This window comes from Chromobacterium sp. CCUG 76385, from assembly GCF_059916625.1.
Genome location: NZ_JAUCGU010000022.1, coordinates 12,645 through 33,604, shown reverse-complemented (window position 1 = coordinate 33,604; position 20,960 = coordinate 12,645). Strand labels below are relative to the sequence as shown.

Annotated in this window: 20 protein-coding genes; 2 read left to right on the top strand and 18 right to left on the bottom strand. The window is 63.8% G+C overall.

The features are described from left to right. The first annotated feature begins 54 nt into the window (after nt 1-54). Nucleotides 55-804: an MgtC/SapB family protein gene (locus tag QUG01_RS14115; protein WP_500830692.1), complete on the top strand. Its 750-nt coding sequence runs from the start codon at nt 55-57 to the stop codon at nt 802-804. 15 nt (nt 805-819) lie between these two features. Here the strand turns inward: QUG01_RS14115 and zapE are convergent, their stop codons facing one another. The 10 genes from zapE to QUG01_RS14065 all read right to left on the bottom strand — a co-directional run bounded on the left by zapE (nt 820) and on the right by QUG01_RS14065 (nt 13,271). Further along, entirely contained in the window at nt 820-1,983 is a 1,164-nt protein-coding gene (gene zapE / locus QUG01_RS14110) for a cell division protein ZapE (protein ID WP_500830691.1), read from the bottom strand. Nucleotides 1,984-2,070: 87 nt separating this feature from the next. Beyond that, entirely contained in the window at nt 2,071-2,814 is a 744-nt protein-coding gene (locus QUG01_RS14105; RefSeq protein ID WP_500830690.1) for a substrate-binding periplasmic protein, read from the bottom strand. Between the two features lie 88 nt (nt 2,815-2,902). Next, nucleotides 2,903-3,514 carry a glutathione transferase gene (yfcF, locus tag QUG01_RS14100; RefSeq protein WP_500830689.1) on the bottom strand — a complete coding sequence of 204 codons (612 nt, stop codon included), beginning with the start codon at nt 3,512-3,514 and terminating at the stop codon, nt 2,903-2,905. A 77-nt stretch (nt 3,515-3,591) separates the two neighbouring features. Then, nucleotides 3,592-4,482 (bottom strand): cysteine synthase CysM, encoded by an 891-nt coding sequence (gene cysM / locus QUG01_RS14095; RefSeq protein WP_500830688.1) that lies wholly within the window; start codon nt 4,480-4,482, stop codon nt 3,592-3,594. Between the two features lie 123 nt (nt 4,483-4,605). Further along, a complete protein-coding gene (locus tag QUG01_RS14090; RefSeq protein WP_500830687.1) occupies nt 4,606-6,240 on the bottom strand; it encodes a lactate permease LctP family transporter in 1,635 nt (544 codons plus the stop codon). Between the two features lie 127 nt (nt 6,241-6,367). Further along, on the bottom strand, nt 6,368-9,184 hold the full coding sequence (locus QUG01_RS14085) for an FAD-binding and (Fe-S)-binding domain-containing protein (protein ID WP_500830686.1): 2,817 nt from the start codon (nt 9,182-9,184) through the stop codon (nt 6,368-6,370). Further along, on the bottom strand, nt 9,181-10,638 hold the full coding sequence (locus QUG01_RS14080; RefSeq protein WP_500830685.1) for a LutB/LldF family L-lactate oxidation iron-sulfur protein: 1,458 nt from the start codon (nt 10,636-10,638) through the stop codon (nt 9,181-9,183). Before QUG01_RS14080 ends, QUG01_RS14085 begins: the two co-directional genes overlap by 4 nt. Then, nucleotides 10,635-11,333: a LutC/YkgG family protein gene (locus tag QUG01_RS14075; RefSeq protein WP_500830684.1), complete on the bottom strand. Its 699-nt coding sequence runs from the start codon at nt 11,331-11,333 to the stop codon at nt 10,635-10,637. Before QUG01_RS14075 ends, QUG01_RS14080 begins: the two co-directional genes overlap by 4 nt. Continuing rightward, on the bottom strand, nt 11,330-12,073 hold the full coding sequence (locus QUG01_RS14070; protein WP_500830683.1) for a (Fe-S)-binding protein: 744 nt from the start codon (nt 12,071-12,073) through the stop codon (nt 11,330-11,332). Before QUG01_RS14070 ends, QUG01_RS14075 begins: the two co-directional genes overlap by 4 nt. 244 nt (nt 12,074-12,317) lie before the next feature. Further along, entirely contained in the window at nt 12,318-13,271 is a 954-nt protein-coding gene (locus QUG01_RS14065) for a chemotaxis protein (RefSeq protein WP_043622451.1), read from the bottom strand. A gap of 94 nt (nt 13,272-13,365) precedes the next feature. On the opposite strand from QUG01_RS14065, the gene QUG01_RS14060 reads away from it, so the two are divergent. Continuing rightward, nucleotides 13,366-14,172 (top strand): FCD domain-containing protein, encoded by an 807-nt coding sequence (locus tag QUG01_RS14060; RefSeq protein WP_500830682.1) that lies wholly within the window; start codon nt 13,366-13,368, stop codon nt 14,170-14,172. Between the two features lie 58 nt (nt 14,173-14,230). Here QUG01_RS14060 and rfaD read toward each other — a convergent pair whose 3' ends face one another. The 8 genes from rfaD to QUG01_RS14020 all read right to left on the bottom strand — a co-directional run bounded on the left by rfaD (nt 14,231) and on the right by QUG01_RS14020 (nt 20,955). Further along, nucleotides 14,231-15,232 carry an ADP-glyceromanno-heptose 6-epimerase gene (gene rfaD, locus QUG01_RS14055; RefSeq protein WP_500830681.1) on the bottom strand — a complete coding sequence of 334 codons (1,002 nt, stop codon included), beginning with the start codon at nt 15,230-15,232 and terminating at the stop codon, nt 14,231-14,233. Between the two features lie 51 nt (nt 15,233-15,283). Then, nucleotides 15,284-15,874, bottom strand: a complete 591-nt coding sequence (locus QUG01_RS14050; RefSeq protein ID WP_500830680.1) for a DUF924 family protein — start codon at nt 15,872-15,874, stop codon at nt 15,284-15,286. A gap of 31 nt (nt 15,875-15,905) precedes the next feature. After that, nucleotides 15,906-16,868 (bottom strand): D-glycero-beta-D-manno-heptose-7-phosphate kinase, encoded by a 963-nt coding sequence (rfaE1, locus tag QUG01_RS14045; protein WP_500830679.1) that lies wholly within the window; start codon nt 16,866-16,868, stop codon nt 15,906-15,908. An 11-nt stretch (nt 16,869-16,879) separates the two neighbouring features. Next, complete coding sequence (locus QUG01_RS14040) at nt 16,880-18,199, bottom strand: UDP-glucose dehydrogenase family protein (RefSeq protein WP_500830678.1); 1,320 nt, start codon at nt 18,197-18,199, stop codon at nt 16,880-16,882. After that, entirely contained in the window at nt 18,196-18,933 is a 738-nt protein-coding gene (gene pyrF, locus QUG01_RS14035; protein WP_500830677.1) for an orotidine-5'-phosphate decarboxylase, read from the bottom strand. Before pyrF ends, QUG01_RS14040 begins: the two co-directional genes overlap by 4 nt. 69 nt (nt 18,934-19,002) lie before the next feature. Next, nucleotides 19,003-20,160, bottom strand: coding sequence for a lipopolysaccharide assembly protein LapB (gene lapB, locus QUG01_RS14030; protein ID WP_500830676.1), 1,158 nt, complete (start codon nt 20,158-20,160; stop codon nt 19,003-19,005). 56 nt (nt 20,161-20,216) lie between these two features. After that, nucleotides 20,217-20,510: a LapA family protein gene (locus QUG01_RS14025; RefSeq protein ID WP_103317006.1), complete on the bottom strand. Its 294-nt coding sequence runs from the start codon at nt 20,508-20,510 to the stop codon at nt 20,217-20,219. 130 nt (nt 20,511-20,640) lie between these two features. Continuing rightward, nucleotides 20,641-20,955: an integration host factor subunit beta gene (locus QUG01_RS14020; protein ID WP_103316901.1), complete on the bottom strand. Its 315-nt coding sequence runs from the start codon at nt 20,953-20,955 to the stop codon at nt 20,641-20,643. Nucleotides 20,956-20,960: the final 5 nt, after the last annotated feature.

The following is a 20,960-nucleotide window of genomic DNA, read 5'->3' as shown; positions in this document are numbered from 1 at the left end:
CGAGATTTAAGCCATTGCGCCGCGCCGGCTTGCGCGGCTCTCATGGAGGCATGCATGGAGTGGAGCTGGTCGCAATTGTCGGATCTGTACTGGAGCGCGTCCAAATGGCAGATCAATCTGCTGGTGATCGGCAATCTGCTGGGCGGTTTGTGTCTGGGCAGCCTGCTCGGCTACGAGCGCTGGTACAACGGCCGCGCCGCCGGCATGCGCACCTACGGCCTGGTGTGCATGGCATCGGCCGCGGCGATCACCATCATCGGCTATTCCGGCTACTGGTACGGCGGCGCGTCGCCTGACGCCGTCCACCCCGATATGACAAGGGTGGCGCAGGGGGTATTGACCGGCATCGGCTTTCTGGGCGCCGGCATGATCATGAAGGAAGGCCTGAGCATCAGCGGCCTGACGTCGGCCGCCTCGGTGTGGATGTCGTCGGTCATCGGCATCCTGATCGGCGTGGGCTTTTACGCGGCCGCCATCGCGCTGACCGTGCTGTGCATGGTCTTCGTCACCGTGGTCAATCGGATTGAAAGCATGCTGCCGCGCCGGGTCAGTCTGTTCGTCAGCGTCAAGCTGAGCCCGGAGCACGACTGGACGGTGGAGCGGCTGGCGGAGCGGCTGGCGCCGTCCGGGCTGAGACTGCACGAGGAAAGCATCAGCGTCCGCGCGGACCAGTCCGGCGCCAGCTGGAGCTTCCTGGTGTCCGCCCAGGACCGCCGCAGCTACATCAGCGTGGTGGATCTGGCCCGCGACATCATGATCGCCGACCACATCCTAGAGCTGGACCTGCAGCCGGCGCGCAACTGAGCGCGCGCGGGCCCCTTACAGGGCCACGCCCGGCGGCGGCTGGTCGTGGCTTTGCGCCATCGACTGGTGCGGCAGTTCCAGGTAGCTCTTGGACTGCATCTCGGTCAGCCGGCTGGCGGTGCGGAAGAATTCACCGGATTGCAGGCCTTCGGTATAGATGTCCTCCGGCAGAGCCTCGGCCGAAGCGATCAACTTGACACGATTATCGTAGAACACGTCCACCAACCAGGTGAAGCGGCGGGCGATGGACGCCTGCTTGGCAGTGAGCTTGGGTATGCCGGACAGGAACACGGTGTGGTATTCGCTGGCGATTTCCAGATAGTCGGTCTGCGCGCGCGGGCCGTCGCACAGCGCCATGAAATCGAACCAGATCACGCCGGGCGACATCCGCTTCACCGCGATCTCTCTGTCCAGCACGGTGATGGATTTTTGCGGCAGTTCGGCGCCGGTGCCGACTTTGACAAACAACTGCTCCATCCGCCGCTCGTTGGCCTCATCCGCCGGCACCATGAACAGCGGCTCGCGCGTCAGCTCGCGCAGACGGTAATCATGGCCGCCGTCCACGTTCAGCACGTCCAGCTCGCGCTTGATCAGCGCGATCGTCGGCAGAAAGTTCTGCCGTTGCAGACCGTTAGGGTACAGATCGTCCGGCGCGTAATTGGAGGTGGTCACCACCACCACGCCGCGCTCCAGCAAGGCCCCCAGCAGTCGGCCCAGTATCATCGCGTCGGCGATGTCGGACACATGGAATTCATCGAAACACAGCAGCCGGGTGGCTTTGGCGATCTGGTCGGCGTACGCCAGCAGCGGGTCCTTGTTGCCGGCGAACTTCCGCAGCTCGCGATGCGTCTCCGCCATGAAGTGGTGGAAATGGATGCGGCGCTTGCGGCGGTAAGGCACGCAGGCGTAGAAGGCATCCATCAGAAAACTTTTTCCGCGCCCGACGCCGCCCCAGAAATACAGGCCGCGCGGCACTTCCGGGCTGCGCAAGCTGCGGCCTAGAAAGCGATTGCGCTTGGCCTTGAAATCCACCAATTGGTGCCACAGCCGGTCCAATTGTTCGATGGCGGCGGCCTGCGCCGCGTCGTGAATGAAGCCTGGCCGCTCGCTGGCCAACTGATACCAACCCTTGGGGCTGCAATGGACATTCTCGTCCGGGGAAAATGTATGTTGCGACATGGTTTTGCTTGTTCTGCGCTGCGTGGGACGCCGTGGTGGCGGCGGAATGTGCCCTTATGATAACCGCTTTGCCCGCTCAACGCGCATTCAGCGGCAGGCAGCAGGGCGGATGCCGTAAGGCGCGGCCAGCTTCTGCAAGCTGCCATCGCGGCACATCTCATCCAGCGCGCGGTTGAATTCATCCAGCATGCCGGGCTGCACGCGGCTGCGCGTAAAGCCGTACAGATAGGCCAGCGTCTTCACCTCAGCCGCCTGATGCAAATTGGATAAGCCATCGCGACGGATCCAGTAGCGCGCCACATCATCATTGGAAAAAGCCAGCCCCTCGTTGCCGTAACGGCCAGCAGACAGCTTGCGCAATACGGTTTGCGGATCGAGCTCCACGGCCAGTTCGACACCCGGCACGCCATGCACCAGCTTTTCGCAATTGGTCTGCGACAAAGACGGCCCGTACACTGCCAGCCGCCGCCCAGACAGATCGGCCGGCTGCCGATAGCGCAAAGGATTGCCATTGCGCGCATACAGGCCATAACTGCTGAGCAAGACAGGCCGGGACAGCTCCATCACCGCGCGCCGCTCCGGCGCATCCTGCGCCAGGACCAGGCCATCGGCCTCGCCCAGGCTGATCATCAGCAAGGCGCGCTTCCATACCATCACCTGCACCGTGCAACGCCAGGACAAGCGCCGGCAGGCCTCCTGCAGCACAGCAACCAGCCCGCCATCCGGCTTGCCCGCCGCATCCTCAGTAATAAAGGGGGGGAACAGCTGCGTGACGAAAAACAGATCGCGAGGCGCCGCCCATGCTGGCTGCGCGCAAGCCCAGGCCAACATGATACAGGCCAGCCGCCTGCAGATCCGTGATCGCGCCATCGCCATTCCCTGCCTTGTCATCAAGGCATTATAGAAAATATGCGACTGACTACCGGGGCTGGCGCGCCCGCCAAGCCGCAAACGATGGCCGCAGCCACTGAACATCTGCATACGCCGCCAAGCGGGCCGGCAGCTCGTCCTGCGTCAAACGCCGCAGCAACAAGGCCAGCTCGGCATCAGCCACGCACCAGTCGCCGAACAGATTGCCGCCATCGGCCGGCACCACCGCCTCGGCCACGGAGACCAGCTTGTCAGCGGCAGCTTGCGCGGCTGGCGAGAGTTGCAATGCCGGTTTGCGTCCGAATACGGTGGCGGTGGTACGTTCGTCGCGCAACGGCAAGAGGTCGCTGCGCAGCCAGGCCTGCAACTGGCGCGCGCGGGCGCGGGCCTGCAAATCCATAGGCAATACGCGGGCGGTGTCGGGATAGGCGTCCTCCAGGTATTCGATGATGGCGGACGACTCGCTGAGATGAAAATCCCCGTCCACCAGCATGGGAACGCGCGAAGTCAGAGACTGCGCGCGATAACCGGGCTCGAACTGCTCGCCGCCGTCCAGATTGCGGGTGAGGACGGTAAAGGGCAGGCCCTTCTCGGTCAACGCGACAAAAGCCGCCATGGCATAGGGGCTGAGGAAATCGTGATCAACATACAGTCGCAGCATGATGGCATTCCATTGGCAAAGCCCACATGCTAATCAACCCTTCGATCGCCGCCAAGCCGGCCGCTGTCGACACAGCGTCAAGCGTGGTCGAACAATCCGGTGGAAAGGTAACGGTCGCCGCGGTCGCAGACGATGGACACGATGACCGCGTCCTTCAGTTGGGCATCCAGGCGCAGGGCGACCGCCAGCGCGCCGCCAGACGACGGCCCGGCTAGGATGCCTTCGCGCCGCGCCAGCAAGCGGGCGGTGTCTTCGGCTTCCTGCTGGCCGACATGCTGGATTTCATCGACGCGGGAGAAGTCGCAGATCTTGGGCACATACGGATCTTCCCATTTACGGATGCCGGCGATCTGGCTGCCCGGCTCCGGATGCACGCCGACGATGCGGATGGCCGGATTTTTTTCTTTCAGGAAGCGGCTGGTGCCCATGATGGTGCCGGTGGTGCCCATGCTGGAGACGAAATGGGTGATCCGGCCGCCGGTCTGCTCCCAGATTTCCGGGCCGGTGCCCTCGTAATGCGCCTGTGGATTGTCCGGGTTGGAGAACTGGTCCAGGATGCGGCCCTCGCCTGCCGCCTCCATGCTGCGCGCCAGGTCTATCGCCGCCGGCATCGAACCGGCCGCCGGCGTCAGGATCACCTCGGCGCCGTAGGCGCGCATCGCCTGCACCCGCTCCGCGCTGGAGTTTTCCGGCATGATCAGCACCATGCGGTAGCCCATCATGGCCGCCGCCATCGCCAGCGCGATGCCGGTATTGCCGCTGGTGGGTTCGATCAGCGTGTCGCCGGGCTGGATGTCGCCGCGCTGCTCGGCGCGGCGGATCATCGACAAGGCCGGCCTGTCCTTGACCGAGCCAGCCGGATTGTTGCCCTCCAGCTTCAGCAATACCACGTTGCCGTTGCCGGATGGCAGACGTTTCAGTTTGACCAACGGCGTGCCGCCGACGAAATCTTCCAGATGTTTGTACACGGTGACTCTCCCAAAGCTGGCCCCATTATATCGATTAGCTATCAGCGCATGCGAAATCGTTATTTCTAATCTAATAACCGTCGGTAACGGGGCCGGCAAGGTTTGGGAGAAGCCACATGCCGCTCAGGGCATATACGCCATCAGCCAAGTCAGCGCACCGACAAAGCTGCAGAAAATCAGGCTGTGCTTCAGCGTAAAGCGGAACAGGTCCGCCTCCTTCCCTATCAGCCCCACCGCCGCGCAAGCCACGGCGATGGACTGCGGCGAAATCATCTTGCCGGTGACGCCGCCGGTGGTGTTGGCCGCCACCAGCAGTACGTCCGATACGCCCAACTGGTGCGCGGTGGCCGCCTGCAAAGCGGAAAACAAGGCGTTGGACGAGGTGTCGGAACCGGTCAGGAACACGCCAAGCCAGCCCAGGAATGGCGAGAAAAACGGGAAAGCCTGTCCGGTATTGGCCAGGCACAAGGCCAGCGTGCTGGACATGCCGGAATAATTGGCGACAAAGGCGAAGGCCAGCACCATGCCGATAGACAGAATCGGCCGGCGCAACTCGGCCAGGGTCTCGGCGAAGGCGCGCGCGCCATCGGCCGGGCGGAACTTCAGCAAGGCCATGGACAGCAGCGCGGCCAAGAAGATGGCGCTGCCGACGGCGGAAACGATGTCGAACTTGTACAAGGCCTCGTACGGCGTGTCATGCGCAACGATGGGCGCAGTCTTGACTACCAACTTGTCCAGCCCCGGCACATGCAGCTTCCACACCCAGCCCTCCAGTGCGCCTCCCTTGCCGAACAAGGCCTTGAATGGCTTGACGCTCCACACCGTCACCAGCGCGGTCAGGATCAGAAACGGGCTCCACGCGCGGACGATCTGCGACAGGCTGAAACCGCTGGCCAGTCTGGCCGTCGGCGCGCGGCGGCCGTTGAACGTGAAGATCTCGCTCGGCTGCCACACCTTCAGGAACAGCGTCAGGCAAATCAGGCTGACCAGCGCCGAGGTAATGTCCGGCAGCTCCGGCCCAATGTAGTTGGAGGTGAAAAACTGGGTGACGGCAAACGACACCCCGGCCACCAGAATCGCCGGCCAGGTCTGGCGCACGCCCTTGAGGCCGTCCATCATCATGACCAGCCAGAACGGCACGATCACTGACAAGATGGGCAGTTGATGGCCGGCCTTGGCGCCGATCAGGAACGGATCCAGCCCGGTTACCTGCCCGGCCACGATGATGGGAATGCCCATCGCGCCGAAGGCCACCGGCGCGGTGTTGGCGATCAGGCACAGCCCGGCCGCGTACAGCGGATTGAAGCCCAGCCCCACCAGCAGCGCGGCGGTGATGGCCACCGGCGCGCCGAAGCCGGCCGCGCCCTCCAAAAAGGCGCCGAAGGAAAAGCCCACCAACAGCATCTGCAGCCGCTGGTCCTCGGTCACGGACAATACGGAAGCGCGGATGATGTCGAACTGCCCGGTCTTGACCGTGATCTTGTACAGGAATACCGCGGCGATGATGATCCAGGCGATCGGCCACAGGCCGTAGCCGAAACCGAAGGCGGCGGCCGCCAACGCCATCTGCGCCGGCATGCCGTAAAACAGGATGGCCACCGCCAGCGCGATCAGCACCGTCAAGGTGCCGGCGACGTGTCCCTTCAGCCGCAGCACCGCCAAGGCGACGAAGAAAAAAGCGATGGGCAGCGCGGCCATCAGCGCCGACAGCGCGAGGCTGCCGGATGGGAAATAGTGTTGCGTCCAGATTGCTTGCATGGGTGGCTTCTCCTCATTCCTGGTTTCGCAGGCGCAGCCGCTCCCCTGCCGATGGGCTGGTCGCGCGGCGGCATGGTAGGGCTGGCTTGCGTTTCTTGGGTTTACATCAGCATTGAAAAGGCGGCCTTCATGACAGGCCGCTCGGGGTGGTGCAGAAATCCAGCAGCGCCTCGATGCTGTGGTACGGAATGCCGCCATGTTCGGTCAGGCCGATCTGGCAGGTGCGGCTCATCGACACGCCATGGCGGCAGCTAGCGGGCAAGGCGGGTTTCAATCTCCTCAGGCTGTGGGCGTTCAGCTCCGGCACGGTGAAACCCTTGTCGCCGGCGAAGCCGCAGCAGGCGATGTCCGGCACGGTCAGCTCGTCGCAGCAGCTGGCGGCCAGGCGCTTCAGGCTGCCCGCCGCGCCCATGGCGGTGGCGCTGCACGGGATGTGCAAGGCCAATTGCGGCAGCCGCTGCGCGATTTCCAGCCTTGGCAGAACCTTCTCTGCCAGGAAGCCGGCGGCGTCGAACAGCTGCAAGCGTGCATCGAGCAGGCCTTCGGCCTGCGCCTGTTTGACGCGCGCCGCGCACGGGCTGTTGTCGAGATACACCGGGTAACGGCCTTGACCGCTGGCCTGCAGCAGCGCCTCATTCAGCGAGGCCTGGCTGGTAGCCAAGGCATCCGCTGCATTGGCCGAGGCGAAAGGCTGGCCGCAACACAGGCCGTCATGGCCGGGCGGATAGATGGGTGCGAAGCCGGCGCGGCGCAGCAGATTGATCGTATGCGCGGCCACCGACTCGCCGCCCTGGTCCTCGGCCAGCGTTCGGTTGACGCAGCTGACGAACAGCACCACCGGCTCGCCGCCGGCAGATGGCCGAGGCAACGGCGCGGCGGCGCGCGGCAGGCTGGCCGGGATCAGCGGAATCACCTTGCGCTCGCCCGGTTGGCGTCGGGTCATGTCATGCAGCCGCTGTGCTCCCAGGCCGTGAGCCAGCCGCAAGCCGGTCCGCGCCGCCGCGGTCATCCACTGCATATGCCGCGCGGCGAAGCCGGCCAGGGCGGGACGCCGGCTCGGGCCTTGCAGCTTCTTCATCAGCAGGCCGGTGTTGATGCCCACCGGGCAGCGCGTGGCGCACATGCCGGTGGCGGCGCAGGTAGCTATGGCGCGGTAGCGGTAGCCGGCCTTCAAAGCCGCCAGCTCCATCGCGCCCTCGCCTTCCCGCTCCAGTTGGCGGATGCGCCGCCAGGCGACGATGCGCTGGCGCGGGCTCAGCGTCAGCCCGTGCGAGGGACAGGCCGGCTCGCAGAAGCCGCACTCGGTGCAGCCGTCCACCAAATCGTCCGCCACCGGCATCGCCTTCAAGTTTTCCAGATGCAGGCGGTCGTTGTCGGTGATGATCACCCCGGGATTGAGCAGGCCGTCTGGATCGAATAGCGCCTTGATGCGACGCATGATGTGCCAGGCGGCGTCGCCCCATTCCTGGCGCACAAAAGGCGCGACATTGCGGCCGGTGCCGTGTTCGGCCTTTAAGGAGCCGTCGTACTCGCCGGCCACCAGGCTACTGACGTCCTGCATAAAGGCATCGTAGCGGGCGACTTCGGCCGGGCTTTCAAAGCCCGGCGCGAACACGAAGTGCAGATTGCCGTCCAGCGCATGGCCGAACAGCAGCGCCTCGCGGTAGCCGTGCTTGTCGAACAGCGCGCTCAACTTGGCCACGCCGTCGGCCAGTTGGGGTATCGGAAAGGCCACGTCCTCGATCACCACCGTAGTCCCCACCGGCCGCGCCGCGCCCACTGCCGGGAACAGGCCCTTGCGCAAAGCCCAGTAGGTTTCGCACTCGCGCGCGTCGCGGCTGAAGCCGCTGGAGACTTTGGGCTGGAAGCCAGCCAGCAGCGTTTCGATCTGGGCCGAGCATTCGTCGAGCCGGGCCTCGCTCTCCGCCCGCAGCTCGATCAATAGGCAGGCGCTGCCCGGCCCCACCGGCTGATACAGGAAATCCGGCAGCCCCGGCTTGCCCTGCACCGCGCGCAGGCTGCGGCTGTCTATCAGCTCCACCGCGGACACGCCGCAGGCATCGCGCATCGCGCTCAAGGCCGACACCGCGCGGCAGCAATGTTCCAGGTCGTCGAACAACACCAGCGCCGACGCCTTGTGCGGATGCTCGGCCACGGTGTGGAAAGTGATCTCGGAGATGAAGCCCAGCGTGCCTTCGGAGCCGATCATCAGGTGAGCCAGCATATCCACCGGATCGGTGAAGTCCAGCAGCGCGTTAATGCCGTAGCCGGTGGTGTTCTTCAGCCGGTACTTGCGGCGCACTCGCTCGGCCAGCTCGGCATCGCCGGCCAGCTCGCGCGACAGCTGCGCCAAGCCGCCCAGCAAGCCGGCGTGAGATTCGCGAAACGCCGCCACACTGGCCGGATCGGCGGTATCCAGCGCGGTTCCGTCCAGCAGCAGCACCCGCAGCGATCGCATGGTGTGGTAGCTGTTGTCGCGGGTGCCGCAGCACATGCCGCTGGAGTTGTTGGCGGCGATGCCGCCTATCTTGGCGGTGTTGATCGACGCCGGATCAGGGCCGATCTTGCGGCCGAACGGCGCCAGCAGCGCGTTCGCGTGCGCGCCTATCATGCCGGGCTTGAGACGGATGCGCGCGCCGCCATCCAACACTTGGCCATGGTTGAAACCATCGCCCAGCAAAACCAGCACCGAATCGCTGACCGCCTGGCCGGACAGGCTGGTGCCGGCGGCGCGGAAGGTGACGGCAACGCGGTGCAGCCTGGCCAGCCGCAGCAGCTCGGCCACCTCGCCTTCGTTTTCCACCCTGGCGACGATCTGCGGCCGCAGCCGGTAGAAGCTGGCGTCGGTGCCATAGGCCAGCGTGGACAGCGGATCGGTATAGATCCGCTTGTCCGGCAAGGTCCGGCGCAGATCCTGCAGAAAAGCGGCGTGGGCTGGCGTCATGCGGATTTCCCCTTGTTCGCCTCTCGTTCACGCACCATTTCGTGCAAGGTTTTCCGCGCCGGCGTCAATGGCAGGTGGTTTTGCGTCCAGCCCAGCTGGTTCTTGGGCGCGTGCTTGCGCAGCCGCGTCGCCGCCCAACCGAATAGCCGGTACAAATTAGGCGAGGCGTTGACCAGCCGCCAGCCCTTCCAGGCAAGTCCTTCCGCCCCGCCGGCCGCCGCCCCCTGGCCGCGCAAGGGATGCGCCACCCGCTCATGCGCCGGGCGCTGGCTTTCCTCGCGCAGCCGCATCAGCATTTCCGGAATCGGAATCCGCACCGGGCACACCTCGCCGCAAGCGCCGCACAGGCTGGACGCGGTCGGCAGGTCGCGGGTGTTTTCCAGCCCCATCAGGTGCGGCGAGATGATCTCGCCTATCGGCCCCGGATACGTGGTGCCGTAGGCGTGGCCGCCGATGCGGGTGTAGACCGGGCAATGGTTCATGCAGGCGCCGCAGCGTATGCATTGCAGCGTCTTGCGCAACTGCTCGTCGGCGTAGGCCTGGCTGCGGCCGTTGTCCAGCAGCACCAGGTGCACCTCGCGCGGGCCGTCCTTTTCGCCGCTCTTGCGCGGCCCGCTGATCATATTGAAGTAGGTGGTGATGGGCTGGCCGATGGCGGAACGGGTCAGCAGGCTGTACAGCGGGACCACGTCCTCCAGCTTTTCCACTACCTTCTCGATGCCGGTGATGGCGATGTGCGCATCCGGCACCGTGGTGCACATGCGGCCATTGCCCTCGTTCTCCACCAGGCATAGCGTGCCGGTTTCGGCCACCGCGAAGTTGACGCCGGACAGGCCGACGTCGGCTTCCAGATACTTCTGCCGCAACACGCGGCGGCCGATCTGGATCAGCGCGTCCACGTCCTCGGTGTAGGGCGTGTCCGGCAACTGCTCGTGGAACAGTTGGGCGATGTCCTGCTTGGTTTTGTGGATGGCCGGCATGATGATGTGGGTGGGCTTTTCGCCGGCCAGTTGGACGATGTACTCGCCCATATCGCTCTCCACCGCCTCCACGCCTTGCCCGGCCAGGTAATGATTCAGCTCGATCTCCTCGCTGACCATGGACTTGCCCTTCACCACCAGCTTGCCGCTCCTGGCGGCGACGATGCCGTGGATGATGCGGTTGGCCTCCTCCGCCGTCTCCGCCCAATGCACCCTGACCCCGTTGGCGGTCAGTTTTTCCTCCAGCTGTTCCAGCAGCTCCGGCAACTTGGACAGGCAGCGCTGGCGTATGCCCTCGCCCAAGGCGCGCAGGGCGGCCAGTTCGGCCTCGTCCGGAAACGCCGCCAGCCGCTTGGCCATCAGGAAATCCATCGCGCCGCGCAGGCTGGCCCGGAGTTTGCCGTCGGTCAGCGCCAGCCTGGCATTTTCCTTGAAGGCGCGGGACGGATAGACGGTGATCTTGTGCTCGCTCATCGCCCGTCTCCTTCCACGTCATGGATAGCGATATGCGGCGGCAGCAGCGCCAGCACCAGCAGCTCGCGCGGGCCGTGCGCGCCGTAGGCCAGCGTCTGCTGGATGTCGGCGGTCTTGGACGGGCCGGAGACCAATAGCGCATTAGTCGGCATGCCGGCTGCCCAGTTTTCTCCCTTCATCGCCGAATAGAAATCCGGGTACAGGGTGGCGGCGTCGAACAAGGCGATATGCAAGGGCGGGACCAGGCTCATCGTCCGCGGCTCGGCCTCGTCCGGCCACAAGGCCAGCGTGCCGGTGGCGGCGATGCCGCAGCGGACGGCGGTGAAGCCGGCGGCCACGTCGAACAATTCCGGCTTCCAGCCATCCACCTCACGGTCGAACCAGACGATGCGCGGCGCCTTGTCCACGCCCTCAAGGCGCTGCGCCAGCTTGCGGCCATGCGGCGTATCCGACAGCAGGATGGAATCTTGCGGATGCGCGGCCAGCCAGCCGGCCAAGTCTGCATCCCACTCCGCCTCGCACGTCCACAGGATGTCGGTTTTCACCGCGCGCATCATCGCCGCCCAGTGGCGCAGCCTGGCGACTTCATCGTCCGGCTTGGAGAAATGCTGAAAATGGCCGGCCAGATCGGGCCGCGCGCGTTCCTGCCGCGGCGCGGCGCGCAGCTTTTGCAAGATGGAGGCGCGGGCGCTCATCGCTTGCCTCCGGTGCGCGCCAGCAGGAAGCTGGCTAGGTGGCGGCCTTGGAAGCCGCTGCCGCACTGTCCCAGCTTGCCGTTGATATTCAACAGGCAGCCGCCATCGGCGGTGACGAACTCCACCGCGCCGCTGCCCTCAAGCGCTTGCGCCTTGTCCGTCACCATGGCGCCGGCGATATCCGGATGCTTGATGGAGAAGGTTCCGCCGAAGCCGCAGCACTCGGACTCATGGTCATGGACCACGCGCTCGACATTTTGCAGCCTGTCCACCAGCGCCCAGCTGGTCTGGTGCACATTCATCTCGCGCCGCGCCGAACAGGAGGTATGCACCGCCACCTTGACCGGCGCGCCCAGGTCCTGCGGCTGCCAGTCCAGGTGGTTGAGCAGGAAATCGGAAAATTCCACTACCCGCGCCGCGATGTCGCAAGCCTGCATTTCGTCCGGCTCCCCGGCGAACAGGCGAGGCCAGTGGTGCTTGATCATGCCGCCGCAGGAGCCGGACGGCACCACGATGGGCCAGTCTTCCGGAAAACAGGCCAGCTGCGCGCGCGCCACGGCCAGCGCATCCTTGGGATGGCCGCTGGTATAGGCCGGCTGGCCGCAGCAGCTCTGGGCCTGGGGGAAATGCACCCGCACGCCCAAGCCTTCCAGCAGGGCGATGGCGTCTAGGCCAGCTTCCGGCAGGAACAGGTCGAGCAGACAGGTGCCGAACAGGTAAACGTCGGCAGGCGTCTTCATGGCTTCCTTTGTAAATTGGTAAGACCAATTATTCTTATGAAAACCACTTTAGAGTGAATGCTTGATTTCGTCAATATGACAAGAGGGCTGTCGAGATGCGGGCCTGATGTGATGACGGTGGCCGGGAAAAGCACGACTCATCATGCGGGAAGGCAGCAATAAGGGTGCGCCGCCGTCAGACTGACGCACCCTGCCATGCTGAATGGCGCTAATCTGCCAAAGAGCCTGGAAACGAAAAAGTGGCCTACGCCGCCTTATCCAACAACAGCATCTCGCGCAGCTTGCTGGCCAGTTTCTGCGGTTCATCCTTGGAGACATAGGAGTCCACACCCACCGACTCGCCCAGCTTCTTGTTGGCCATGCCGGACAAGGAAGAATGCATCAGCACCGGAATGCCGGCGAAGCGGGCGTCGTCCTTGATCATCTTGGTCAGCATATAGCCGTCCATCTCCGGCATTTCCACATCGGTCAGGATCAGGTGCAGGACTTGATTGAGCTTATGCCCAGCCGCTTCAGCCTGCTGCGCCATCTTTTGCAGATCTTCCCAGCCGCGCATGCCATTGATAGCCGAGGTATAGCGGATATGCATCGCCTCCAGCGTGCGCTCGATCTGTTTGCGCGCCACCGCGCTGTCGTCGGCGAAGAAGATATGGCGGTCCTCCTTCACCGGCTCAATAGCGATATAGCTCTGGGCCTCATCCACCAGGCAGGTTTCAGCCAGGACTTTCTCCACATCCATCATCATCACCAGCGTGCCGTTGTCCAGCTCGGTAACCGCCGTGACCAAGCCCGCCATGCGGTTGGTGATCATGTCCGGCGGGACGCGCATCGCCGCCCAATCCAGCCGCAGAATGGTGTCCACCGTCTCCACCAGGAAGCCCTGCGTATGGCCGTTGTATTCGGTGATGATCATGATTTCCGGCCGCTTCTCCGACATGATCCCGGTGTATTTACCCAGATCGATCACCGGCACCAGCGAGCCGCGCAGGCTGACCATGCCCTCCACCGAGGCCGGCATTTCTGGCGCCGAAGTAATCTCCGGCGTGCGCATCACTTCCCGCACCTTGAACACATTGATGCCGAACACTTCCTTGCGCCCGGTACGCTGATCGTTGCCTAGCGAAAACAGCAGGATTTCCAGTTTATTGGTGCCTGCCAGCTTGGTCCGGGCGTCAATCTTCTTCAGAAGGTCGGACATGGCGGCATTCCTCTGATAAAAGTACTAGGTCTTTATAGCAAATCTCAAAAATTAGATAGCCCTCTCCGCCATGACAATGGATAAGGCATTTGTTATGCTGGCCCATCTGGTCAGACCAATCATCCCTGCCATGGCCTATCCGAAAGTCACCCTGCCCAAGCTGTCCGACATGATCGTGCAGCAATTGGAAAAACGCATACTCGACGGCGTGCTCAAACCTGGCGACCGGTTGCCGCCGGAACGGCAACTGGCTGAAGAATTCGGCGTGTCTCGCCCCTCCTTGCGCGAAGCGATACAACAGCTGGTATCGCGCGGCCTGCTGTCCAGCCGCCAGGGCGGCGGCACCTGGGTGACGAACCGCCTGGAAACGGCGTTTTCCGATCCCTGGGAAGCGTTGCTGAATCAGCACCAGGAATTGCATGGCGACCTGCTGGAGTTCCGCCGCGTATTGGAAGGCACGGTGGCGCGCTGCGCGGCCAGCCGCGCGACGACGGCGGACCTGGCGCGGCTGCAGCACTGCGTGGACCGCCTGCAACAGGCCTATCGCGGCGGCAGCCTGGCCGAGCAGGCGCAGGCCGACGTCGCGTTCCACCAGGCCGTGGCCGAGGCTTCGCACAATGTGTTGTTCGCCCACCTGTCCGGCAGCCTGCTGGCCATGCTGCAACGACACGTCAAGGACAATATCGCCAATCTGTTCGCCGTCGGCGAAGTGGCCGAGGCGCTGCGCGCGCAGCACTTGGCTATTTGGCAGGCGATACGCGACCGCCAGCCGGACGCCGCGCAACGGGCGGCGGAACGGCATATCGATTTTGTCGCCGACACCCTGCAAAACCAGCAGGTTCAGGCCGAACGCGACGCACGCGCGCAAATGCGGCTGCAGCAGGACATTTCCGGCCGTTGAAATGAAAGAGGCCGCGCCGTCTATCGACGGCGCGGCCCGAATGGCAAGTTGGCTAGGCTTAGCCTTGGCGGCTCATCAGCCAATCGACGTAACGATTGACGCCCTCGCTGACGGACAGCATGGCGTCGTGATAGCCGGCTTCGCGCAGCTTGGCGATGTCAGCCTCGGTGAAGCTCTGGTACTTGCCCTTCAGCGCGTCCGGGAACGCGATGTATTCGACAATGCCCTGCTGCACCATCTCAGCCAAGGTCAGCGCCGGCTTGCCCTCGTGGCGGCGGCAGGCATTGACGGTGGCCTCGGCCACATCGTTGAACGGCTGCGACCGGCCGCTGCCCAGATTGAAGATGCCGCTTTTCTCAGGATGGTCCAGGAAGTACAGATTGACCTTGACCACGTCCTCGACCGAAACGAAATCGCGGCTCTGCATGCCATCGCCCCAGCCATCCCAGCCGCCGAACAGCTTGACCTTGCCGTGCTCGCGGTACTGATTGAAGTGATGGAAAGCGACCGAAGCCATGCGGCCCTTGTGCTGCTCGCGCGGGCCATAGACATTGAAGTAGCGGAACCCCACGGCCTGAGCGGACAGGCCTTCCTTGATGCGGCGGCGCAGCACCTGGTCGAACTGGAACTTGGAGTAGCCGTAGACATTCAGCGGGCCTTCGTATTCGCGCTGCTCCTGGAACACGGTGCCCTTGCCGTAGGTGGCGGCGCTGGAGGCGTACAGGAACTGGATTTCCTCGTGCTGACAATAATCGAACAAGGCCAGCGTGTACTGATAGTTGTTGTCCATCATGTACTTGCCGTCATGGTTCATCGTATCGGAGCACGCGCCCTGATGCAGAATGGCCGTCAGTTCTCCCTCGTACTCGCCGTCCAGCAACAGGTGCAGAAACTCGTGCTTGTCGAGGTAATGGCTGATTTCGCAGTCGACCAGATTATGGAATTTGTCGCCGCTGGACAGATTATCCACGGCCAGGATGTCGGTGATGCCGCGCTGGTTCAGACCCTTGACCAGATTGGAACCGATGAAGCCGGCGGCGCCGGTGACGACGATAGTCATATATTGATCCTTGTTCGGCAACGGACTACTAGGTCCGGAAAATGTATGGATTCAGAAGCCGGCGCCAGGCCGGGACAGATACGCCCGCTCCGCCGCCGTGCTGATCCGCCCCAAAGCGGCGTTGCGATGCGGAAAACGGCCGAACTCGACGATCACGTCCCGGTGCCGCCGGGCATAATCCAGATAGCCGCTGTCTGGCAGTCCCGCCTCCAGCGCCTCGAACAACTGGACCGACAGCTGCTGGTCCGCCAGATCCTCGCTATGCTCGAACGGCAGATAAAAAAACACGCGCGCCACCGCAGGCACCTGCATGTCCAGCCCGCGCTCCAGGGCTAAACGGGCGCCGTCGCGCGCCTTGGCATCCGTGGCGAAAGCCCGACCCTCGCCGCGGAACAGATTGCGCGGAAACTGATCGGCGACGATCAGCCAGGCCAGCGCGGCGCGGGCATCTTCGGCGTCGATGGCCAGCTCTCCGGCATGCAAGCGCTGCCAGTTGTCGAGAAAATGGCGGCGAATGGCGGCGTCGAACACCTCGTCCTTAGCGAACCACGCGCCGCGCCGGGTATTCAGGCTGGCTTCGTCGCACCCGCCAAACCAGAACTGCAATACCGCGTCCACCTGCTCCGTCGTCAACTTCGCCATCGTCGCCTCTTTATGATTCATCAGTCGCTCGCTACAGAGCCAGCAGCTCCTGTTGCGTGCATACCGCGGTGCCAAGCTTGCCCACCACCACGCCGGCGGCGGCATTGGCCAGGCTCATCGCCACCGGCAGCGTCATTCCCGCGGCCAGCGCCAGGCCCAGCGTGCCGATCACCGTGTCGCCGGCGCCGGACACATCGTACACCTCGCGCGCCAAGGTCGGCTGGTGCAGCGCGCCTTCGGCGCGGAACAGCGTCATGCCTTCCTCGCTGCGGGTCACCAACAGGGCGTCCAGATTCAGCTCCTCGCGCAAATCTTGCGCCTTGCGGGTCAGCGTGTCCTCGTCGCGCCAGCTGCCGGCCACCTGCCGGAACTCGCTTCGATTGGGCGTCAGCAGCGTGGCGCCGGCGTACTTGCTGTAATCGTCGCCCTTGGGGTCGATCAGCACCGGCTTGCCGGCCGCGCGGGCCAGCCGGATCATCTCCTCGACATGCGTCAGCCCGCCCTTGCCGTAATCCGACAGGATGACCACATCGTGCTCGCCCACGATATCGGCGAACTCCTGCAGCTTGTCGGCCAGGATTTCATGGCTGGGCGCATCCTCAAAATCCAGCCGGATCAGTTGCTGCTGGCGCGCCACCACCCGCAGCTTCACCGTGGTGGAGATATTGGCGTCGCGCTTCAGCGAAGTGGCGATGCCGTCGCGCACCAGCAACGCCTCCAGCGCGTTGGCCGCCTCGTCGTCGCCGACTACCGACAGAATGCTGGCCTTGCCGCCCAGCCCGGCGATATTGCGCGCCACATTGGCCGCGCCTCCGGCCCGCTCCTCGCTGCGCGCGATCTTGGCCACCGGCACCGGCGCTTCAGGCGAAATCCGCGATACGTCGCCGAACCAATAGCGGTCCAGCATCACGTCGCCCACCACCAAAACGCGGGCCGCCGCCAGTTTTTCGGCCAGCATGGCGGCGTTCAGCCCCAGATCTTGCATCACACCCATGATTCTATCTTTCAGCGGCCGATGGCGTGGTATTCAAAGCCCTGCTCGCGCAGCCAGGCCGGATCGTACATATTGCGGCCGTCGAAAATCAGCGGCTGTTTCAGGCTATTGCGGATACGATTGAAGTCCGGAGCGCGGAACATCTTCCACTCGGTGACGATCAGCAAGGCATCCGCGCCATCCAGCGCGCCCATCATATCGTCGGCAAACGACAGACCTGCGATGCCGCCCATCACGCGCTGCGCCTCGTGCGTGGCCACCGGATCGAAGGCGGTGACCTTGGCGCCGCGGCGGCTCAACTCTTCCACCACCACGCGGCTCGGCGCTTCGCGCATATCGTCGGTATTCGGTTTGAACGCCAGGCCCCACAGCGCAAAGCGACGGCCGGACAAGTCTTCGCCGAAACGCGCGACGACTTTTTCGACCAGGCGCAGCTTCTGTACCTCGTTGGCTTCTTCCACCGCGGTCAGCACGCGCAGCGTGTGGCCGTTTTCCTTGGCCGTCTGCACCAGCGCCTTGACGTCCTTCGGGAAGCAGGAACCGCCGTAGCCGACGCCGGGATACAGAAAGTGGTAGCCGATGCGCGGGTCGGAGCCCATGCCCAGCCGCACCTGCTCGATATCCGCGCCCATGGTTTCCGCCAGATTGGCCAACTCGTTCATGAAGGAAATACGGGTAGCCAGCATGGCATTGGCGGCATACTTGGTCAGTTCGGCCGAACGCACATCCATCAGCAGCACGCGCTCGTGGTTGCGTTGGAACGGCTTGTACAGGCGAGCCATGATCTCGGCGGCGCGCTCGTCGTCAACGCCAATCACCACGCGGTCCGGTCGCATGAAGTCGTCGATCGCCGCGCCTTCCTTCAGGAACTCGGGGTTGGACACCACGCTGAAAGGGATATCGGCGCCGCGCGCCGCCAGCTCTTCGGCGATGGCGGCGCGCACCTTGTCGGCGGTGCCCACCGGCACGGTGGACTTGTCCACCACCACGCGATAATCGGTCATGTGGCGGGCGATGCTGCGCGCCGCGGCCAGAACATATTGCAGGTCAGCCGAGCCATCCTCGTCCGGCGGCGTGCCGACGGCGATGAACTGTACCTCGCCGAAAGCGACCGACTCCGCCACATCGGTAGTGAAATGCAGGCGGCCAGCGGCGACGTTGCGCTTCACCATGTCTTCCAAACCAGGTTCGAAGATCGGAATGCCGCCGTTTTGCAGAATCTCGATCTTGCGTGGATCCACATCCAAACAGCAGACCTGATAGCCGGTCTCAGCCAGGCAGGTGCCGGTCACCAGGCCTACATAGCCCGAACCAATGACGGTGATTTTCATGATTGCTTAGCCTGAAAAATATCTTGATTGATGGCGCGCAGCGTCGCCAGCGGATCCTGCGCGCGGGTGATGGCGCGGCCGACCACCAGGTAGTCGGCGCCGGCCTCCAAGGCCGCCAGCGGGGTCATCACGCGGCGCTGATCGTCGTTGGCGCCATCGGCCAGGCGAATCCCCGGCGTGACCAGTTTGAAATCTTGCCCCAGCGCCTGCTTCAGCAGCTTGGCTTCCTGCGCCGAACACACGACACCGTCCAGGCCGCAATCTCGGGTCAGCGTGGCCAGCCGCAACACATGCTGCTCCGGCGCGGCGTCAATGCCGATCTCAACCAGGTCGGACGCCTCCATGCTGGTCAGCACCGTCACCGCGATCAGCAGCGGACGCTGGCTGAAACCCGCCAGCGCTTCGCGCGCGGCTTCCATCATGCGGCGGCCGCCCGAGGCATGCACATTGACCATCCATACGCCGGAGTCGGCCGCGGCCTTGCAAGCCTGCGCCACGGTGTTGGGGATGTCGTGGAACTTCATGTCCAGAAAGACTTGAAATCCGCGCGCAGCCAGCGACTCGACCAGGCTGCGCCCGCTGGAGGTGAACAATTCCTTGCCCACCTTCAAACGACATTCGGCAGGGTCCAGCTTGCTGGCAAAGGCCAAAGCGGCGGCGGCGTCGGCGAAGTCCAGCGCCACCACAACCGGAGAGACTTCACGCGCGTCCGCGCTTGCAATCAAAGGGTTCATCGATGCTCCATTATTTATTCTATTCCGCGCGCGCCGGTCCCCGCCGGCGGCGCGGCACTGCAATCTGTATCAGGCTTCCGAGCGGTTGGCGGTAAAGCTTTCCCACTCGCCGCAGGCCGGGCAATGCCAGAAGAAGGCGCGGGAGCGGAAGTTGCAGCACTTGCAGCGATGGACGCTGAGCCGCTGAGAATGTTTCAGCAGCAAGGCGCGCGCCACTTCGGCGTCCATCCGCCCTTCCGGCGACAACTCGTCCATCTGCGCTTCTATCATCCGGTATACGCCAGCCAGGCTGGGCCGCGCATGCACCGCCTCGCGCACTCCTTCCAAAGCCTTGGCCTCGCCCTCGTAGGTGGCGATTTTCTGGTACAAAAGATCGGTCAATTCCAGCTGCGGGAACGTGCGCTGATAGCCGCGCAGCAATGCGATGCCTTCCAGCGGCCTGCCCTGCTTCTCGTAGGCGTCGAACAGCCGCTCGGCGGCCATCGACAAATATTCATAGTTCTGCTTCTCTATGCTTTGCCAGGCGGCGATCGCAGCATCGAGATTGCCCTCGGCGAACTCGATGTCGCCCAGGATCAGACTCGCGCGCACGCATTTGCGGTTGGCGGCGATGGCTTCGGCCACATACTGACGGGCCAGGCCGTGATGCGACTGGTACAGCTCGCCCTGCGCCAGCTCGCAATAGAATTGCGCCACTTCATGCTGAAACGAGTGGGCATCGCTGCGCAGTTCGCGCGCGGTTTCGATGGCCTTTTTCCAGTCGCGGTCCTGCTGGTAGATGTCCAGCAGCTGCCGCCGCGCCGCCAGCGCCATATTGCCGTTCAGCAACTTCAACAGAATTTCTTCGGCGCGGTCCACCAGACCAGCCTTGCGGAAGTCCTGCGCCAATTCGTTGCGCACCAGATCGCGCTGCTCGCTCGGCAGGTCGGACGAATCCAGCATCTGCTGATGCAAACGGATCGCGCGGTCATTCTCGCCGCGCTTGCGGTGCAACTTGCCCAGGATATGCTGCAACTCCAACGCCGAACCTTGTTGACGCGCCACCTCGGCCAGCGCCTGGGCCGCGACATCGGTCTTGTCCTCGACCAGCGCGTCCAAGCCGCGGAAATAGGCAATCGGCACCGACTTCGCCTGCTTCAGCACGGTTCGCATATCGACGCGCGCCGCAAACCAGCCGAGTCCGAAAAAGGCCGGAAACAGCAGCAGCCACCACAAATCAAGTTCCAACAGCAATCCTTTCGGGATAAGAAATCCAGGCCTGCTGAGCGGCCCGGGGGACAAGCTCAATCAGCCAGCGCGTCGCTGGGGTCATTGACCGTCTTGCGGGCAGGCGGGCGGTTGCGCAGCTCTTTTTTCAGCTGGGACAACTCGCGGCGGGTTTTCAGGTAGAAGCTGAAGGTGGCCAGCAAGCCCACGAGCGCGCCGGCCACGAAAAACAGCAGCAGGAACACGATGAGCGGCGCCGACCAGGATTGGCCGAAGAACAATTTAAATTCGACCGCATGGCTGTTCTGCACGGTGACGGCGATCAACAGCAGCAACAGCGCCAGTTCGACGATACGCAACAAATATCGCATGGATTCGCTCAATGAGTTTGCCGGAGTGCAATTTTAAACGATAGCCGGCCACAACCCAAGCCCGGACACGCAAAACGAAAAAAGCGCCGCATCATGCGGCGCTTTTCAGCATAAAACCGGGAAACTGCGCTCAGACCTGGGTCTGCTCCACGATGGAAAGATCCACACGCTCGCGCAGTTCCTTGCCGGCCTTGAAATGAGGCACGTATTTCTCAGGAACCGAGACACTGGTGCCCGACTTGGGGTTGCGGCCGACACGCGGCGGACGATAGTTCAGGTCGAAGCTACCGAAGCCGCGGATTTCGATCCGGCTGCCCTGCGCCAGGTTGTTGGCCATCGCGTCCAGAATGGTCTTGACGGCCAACTCAGCATCTTTGTAGACCAACTGAGAATTGCGCTCGGCGAGTCTCTCGGACAGCCTCGCGATCAGCTCAGATTTGGTCATGACGC

Excerpts from the sequence above, each read along its gene's own strand:
- QUG01_RS14115 (WP_500830692.1), top strand. The coding sequence starts at position 55 with ATGGAGTGGAGCTGGTCGCAATTGTCGGATCTGTACTGGAGCGCGTCC.
- zapE (WP_500830691.1), bottom strand. The coding sequence starts at position 1,983 with ATGTCGCAACATACATTTTCCCCGGACGAGAATGTCCATTGCAGCCCC.
- QUG01_RS14105 (WP_500830690.1), bottom strand. The coding sequence starts at position 2,814 with ATGTTGGCCTGGGCTTGCGCGCAGCCAGCATGGGCGGCGCCTCGCGAT.
- yfcF (WP_500830689.1), bottom strand. The coding sequence starts at position 3,514 with ATGCTGCGACTGTATGTTGATCACGATTTCCTCAGCCCCTATGCCATG.
- QUG01_RS14090 (WP_500830687.1), bottom strand. The coding sequence starts at position 6,240 with ATGCAAGCAATCTGGACGCAACACTATTTCCCATCCGGCAGCCTCGCG.
- QUG01_RS14085 (WP_500830686.1), bottom strand. The coding sequence starts at position 9,184 with ATGACGCCAGCCCACGCCGCTTTTCTGCAGGATCTGCGCCGGACCTTG.
- QUG01_RS14080 (WP_500830685.1), bottom strand. The coding sequence starts at position 10,638 with ATGAGCGAGCACAAGATCACCGTCTATCCGTCCCGCGCCTTCAAGGAA.
- QUG01_RS14075 (WP_500830684.1), bottom strand. The coding sequence starts at position 11,333 with ATGAGCGCCCGCGCCTCCATCTTGCAAAAGCTGCGCGCCGCGCCGCGG.
- QUG01_RS14070 (WP_500830683.1), bottom strand. The coding sequence starts at position 12,073 with ATGAAGACGCCTGCCGACGTTTACCTGTTCGGCACCTGTCTGCTCGAC.
- QUG01_RS14065 (WP_043622451.1), bottom strand. The coding sequence starts at position 13,271 with ATGTCCGACCTTCTGAAGAAGATTGACGCCCGGACCAAGCTGGCAGGC.
- QUG01_RS14060 (WP_500830682.1), top strand. The coding sequence starts at position 13,366 with ATGCTGGCCCATCTGGTCAGACCAATCATCCCTGCCATGGCCTATCCG.
- rfaD (WP_500830681.1), bottom strand. The coding sequence starts at position 15,232 with ATGACTATCGTCGTCACCGGCGCCGCCGGCTTCATCGGTTCCAATCTG.
- QUG01_RS14050 (WP_500830680.1), bottom strand. The coding sequence starts at position 15,874 with ATGGCGAAGTTGACGACGGAGCAGGTGGACGCGGTATTGCAGTTCTGG.
- rfaE1 (WP_500830679.1), bottom strand. The coding sequence starts at position 16,868 with ATGGGTGTGATGCAAGATCTGGGGCTGAACGCCGCCATGCTGGCCGAA.
- QUG01_RS14040 (WP_500830678.1), bottom strand. The coding sequence starts at position 18,199 with ATGAAAATCACCGTCATTGGTTCGGGCTATGTAGGCCTGGTGACCGGC.
- pyrF (WP_500830677.1), bottom strand. The coding sequence starts at position 18,933 with ATGAACCCTTTGATTGCAAGCGCGGACGCGCGTGAAGTCTCTCCGGTT.
- QUG01_RS14025 (WP_103317006.1), bottom strand. The coding sequence starts at position 20,510 with ATGCGATATTTGTTGCGTATCGTCGAACTGGCGCTGTTGCTGCTGTTG.
- QUG01_RS14020 (WP_103316901.1), bottom strand. The coding sequence starts at position 20,955 with ATGACCAAATCTGAGCTGATCGCGAGGCTGTCCGAGAGACTCGCCGAG.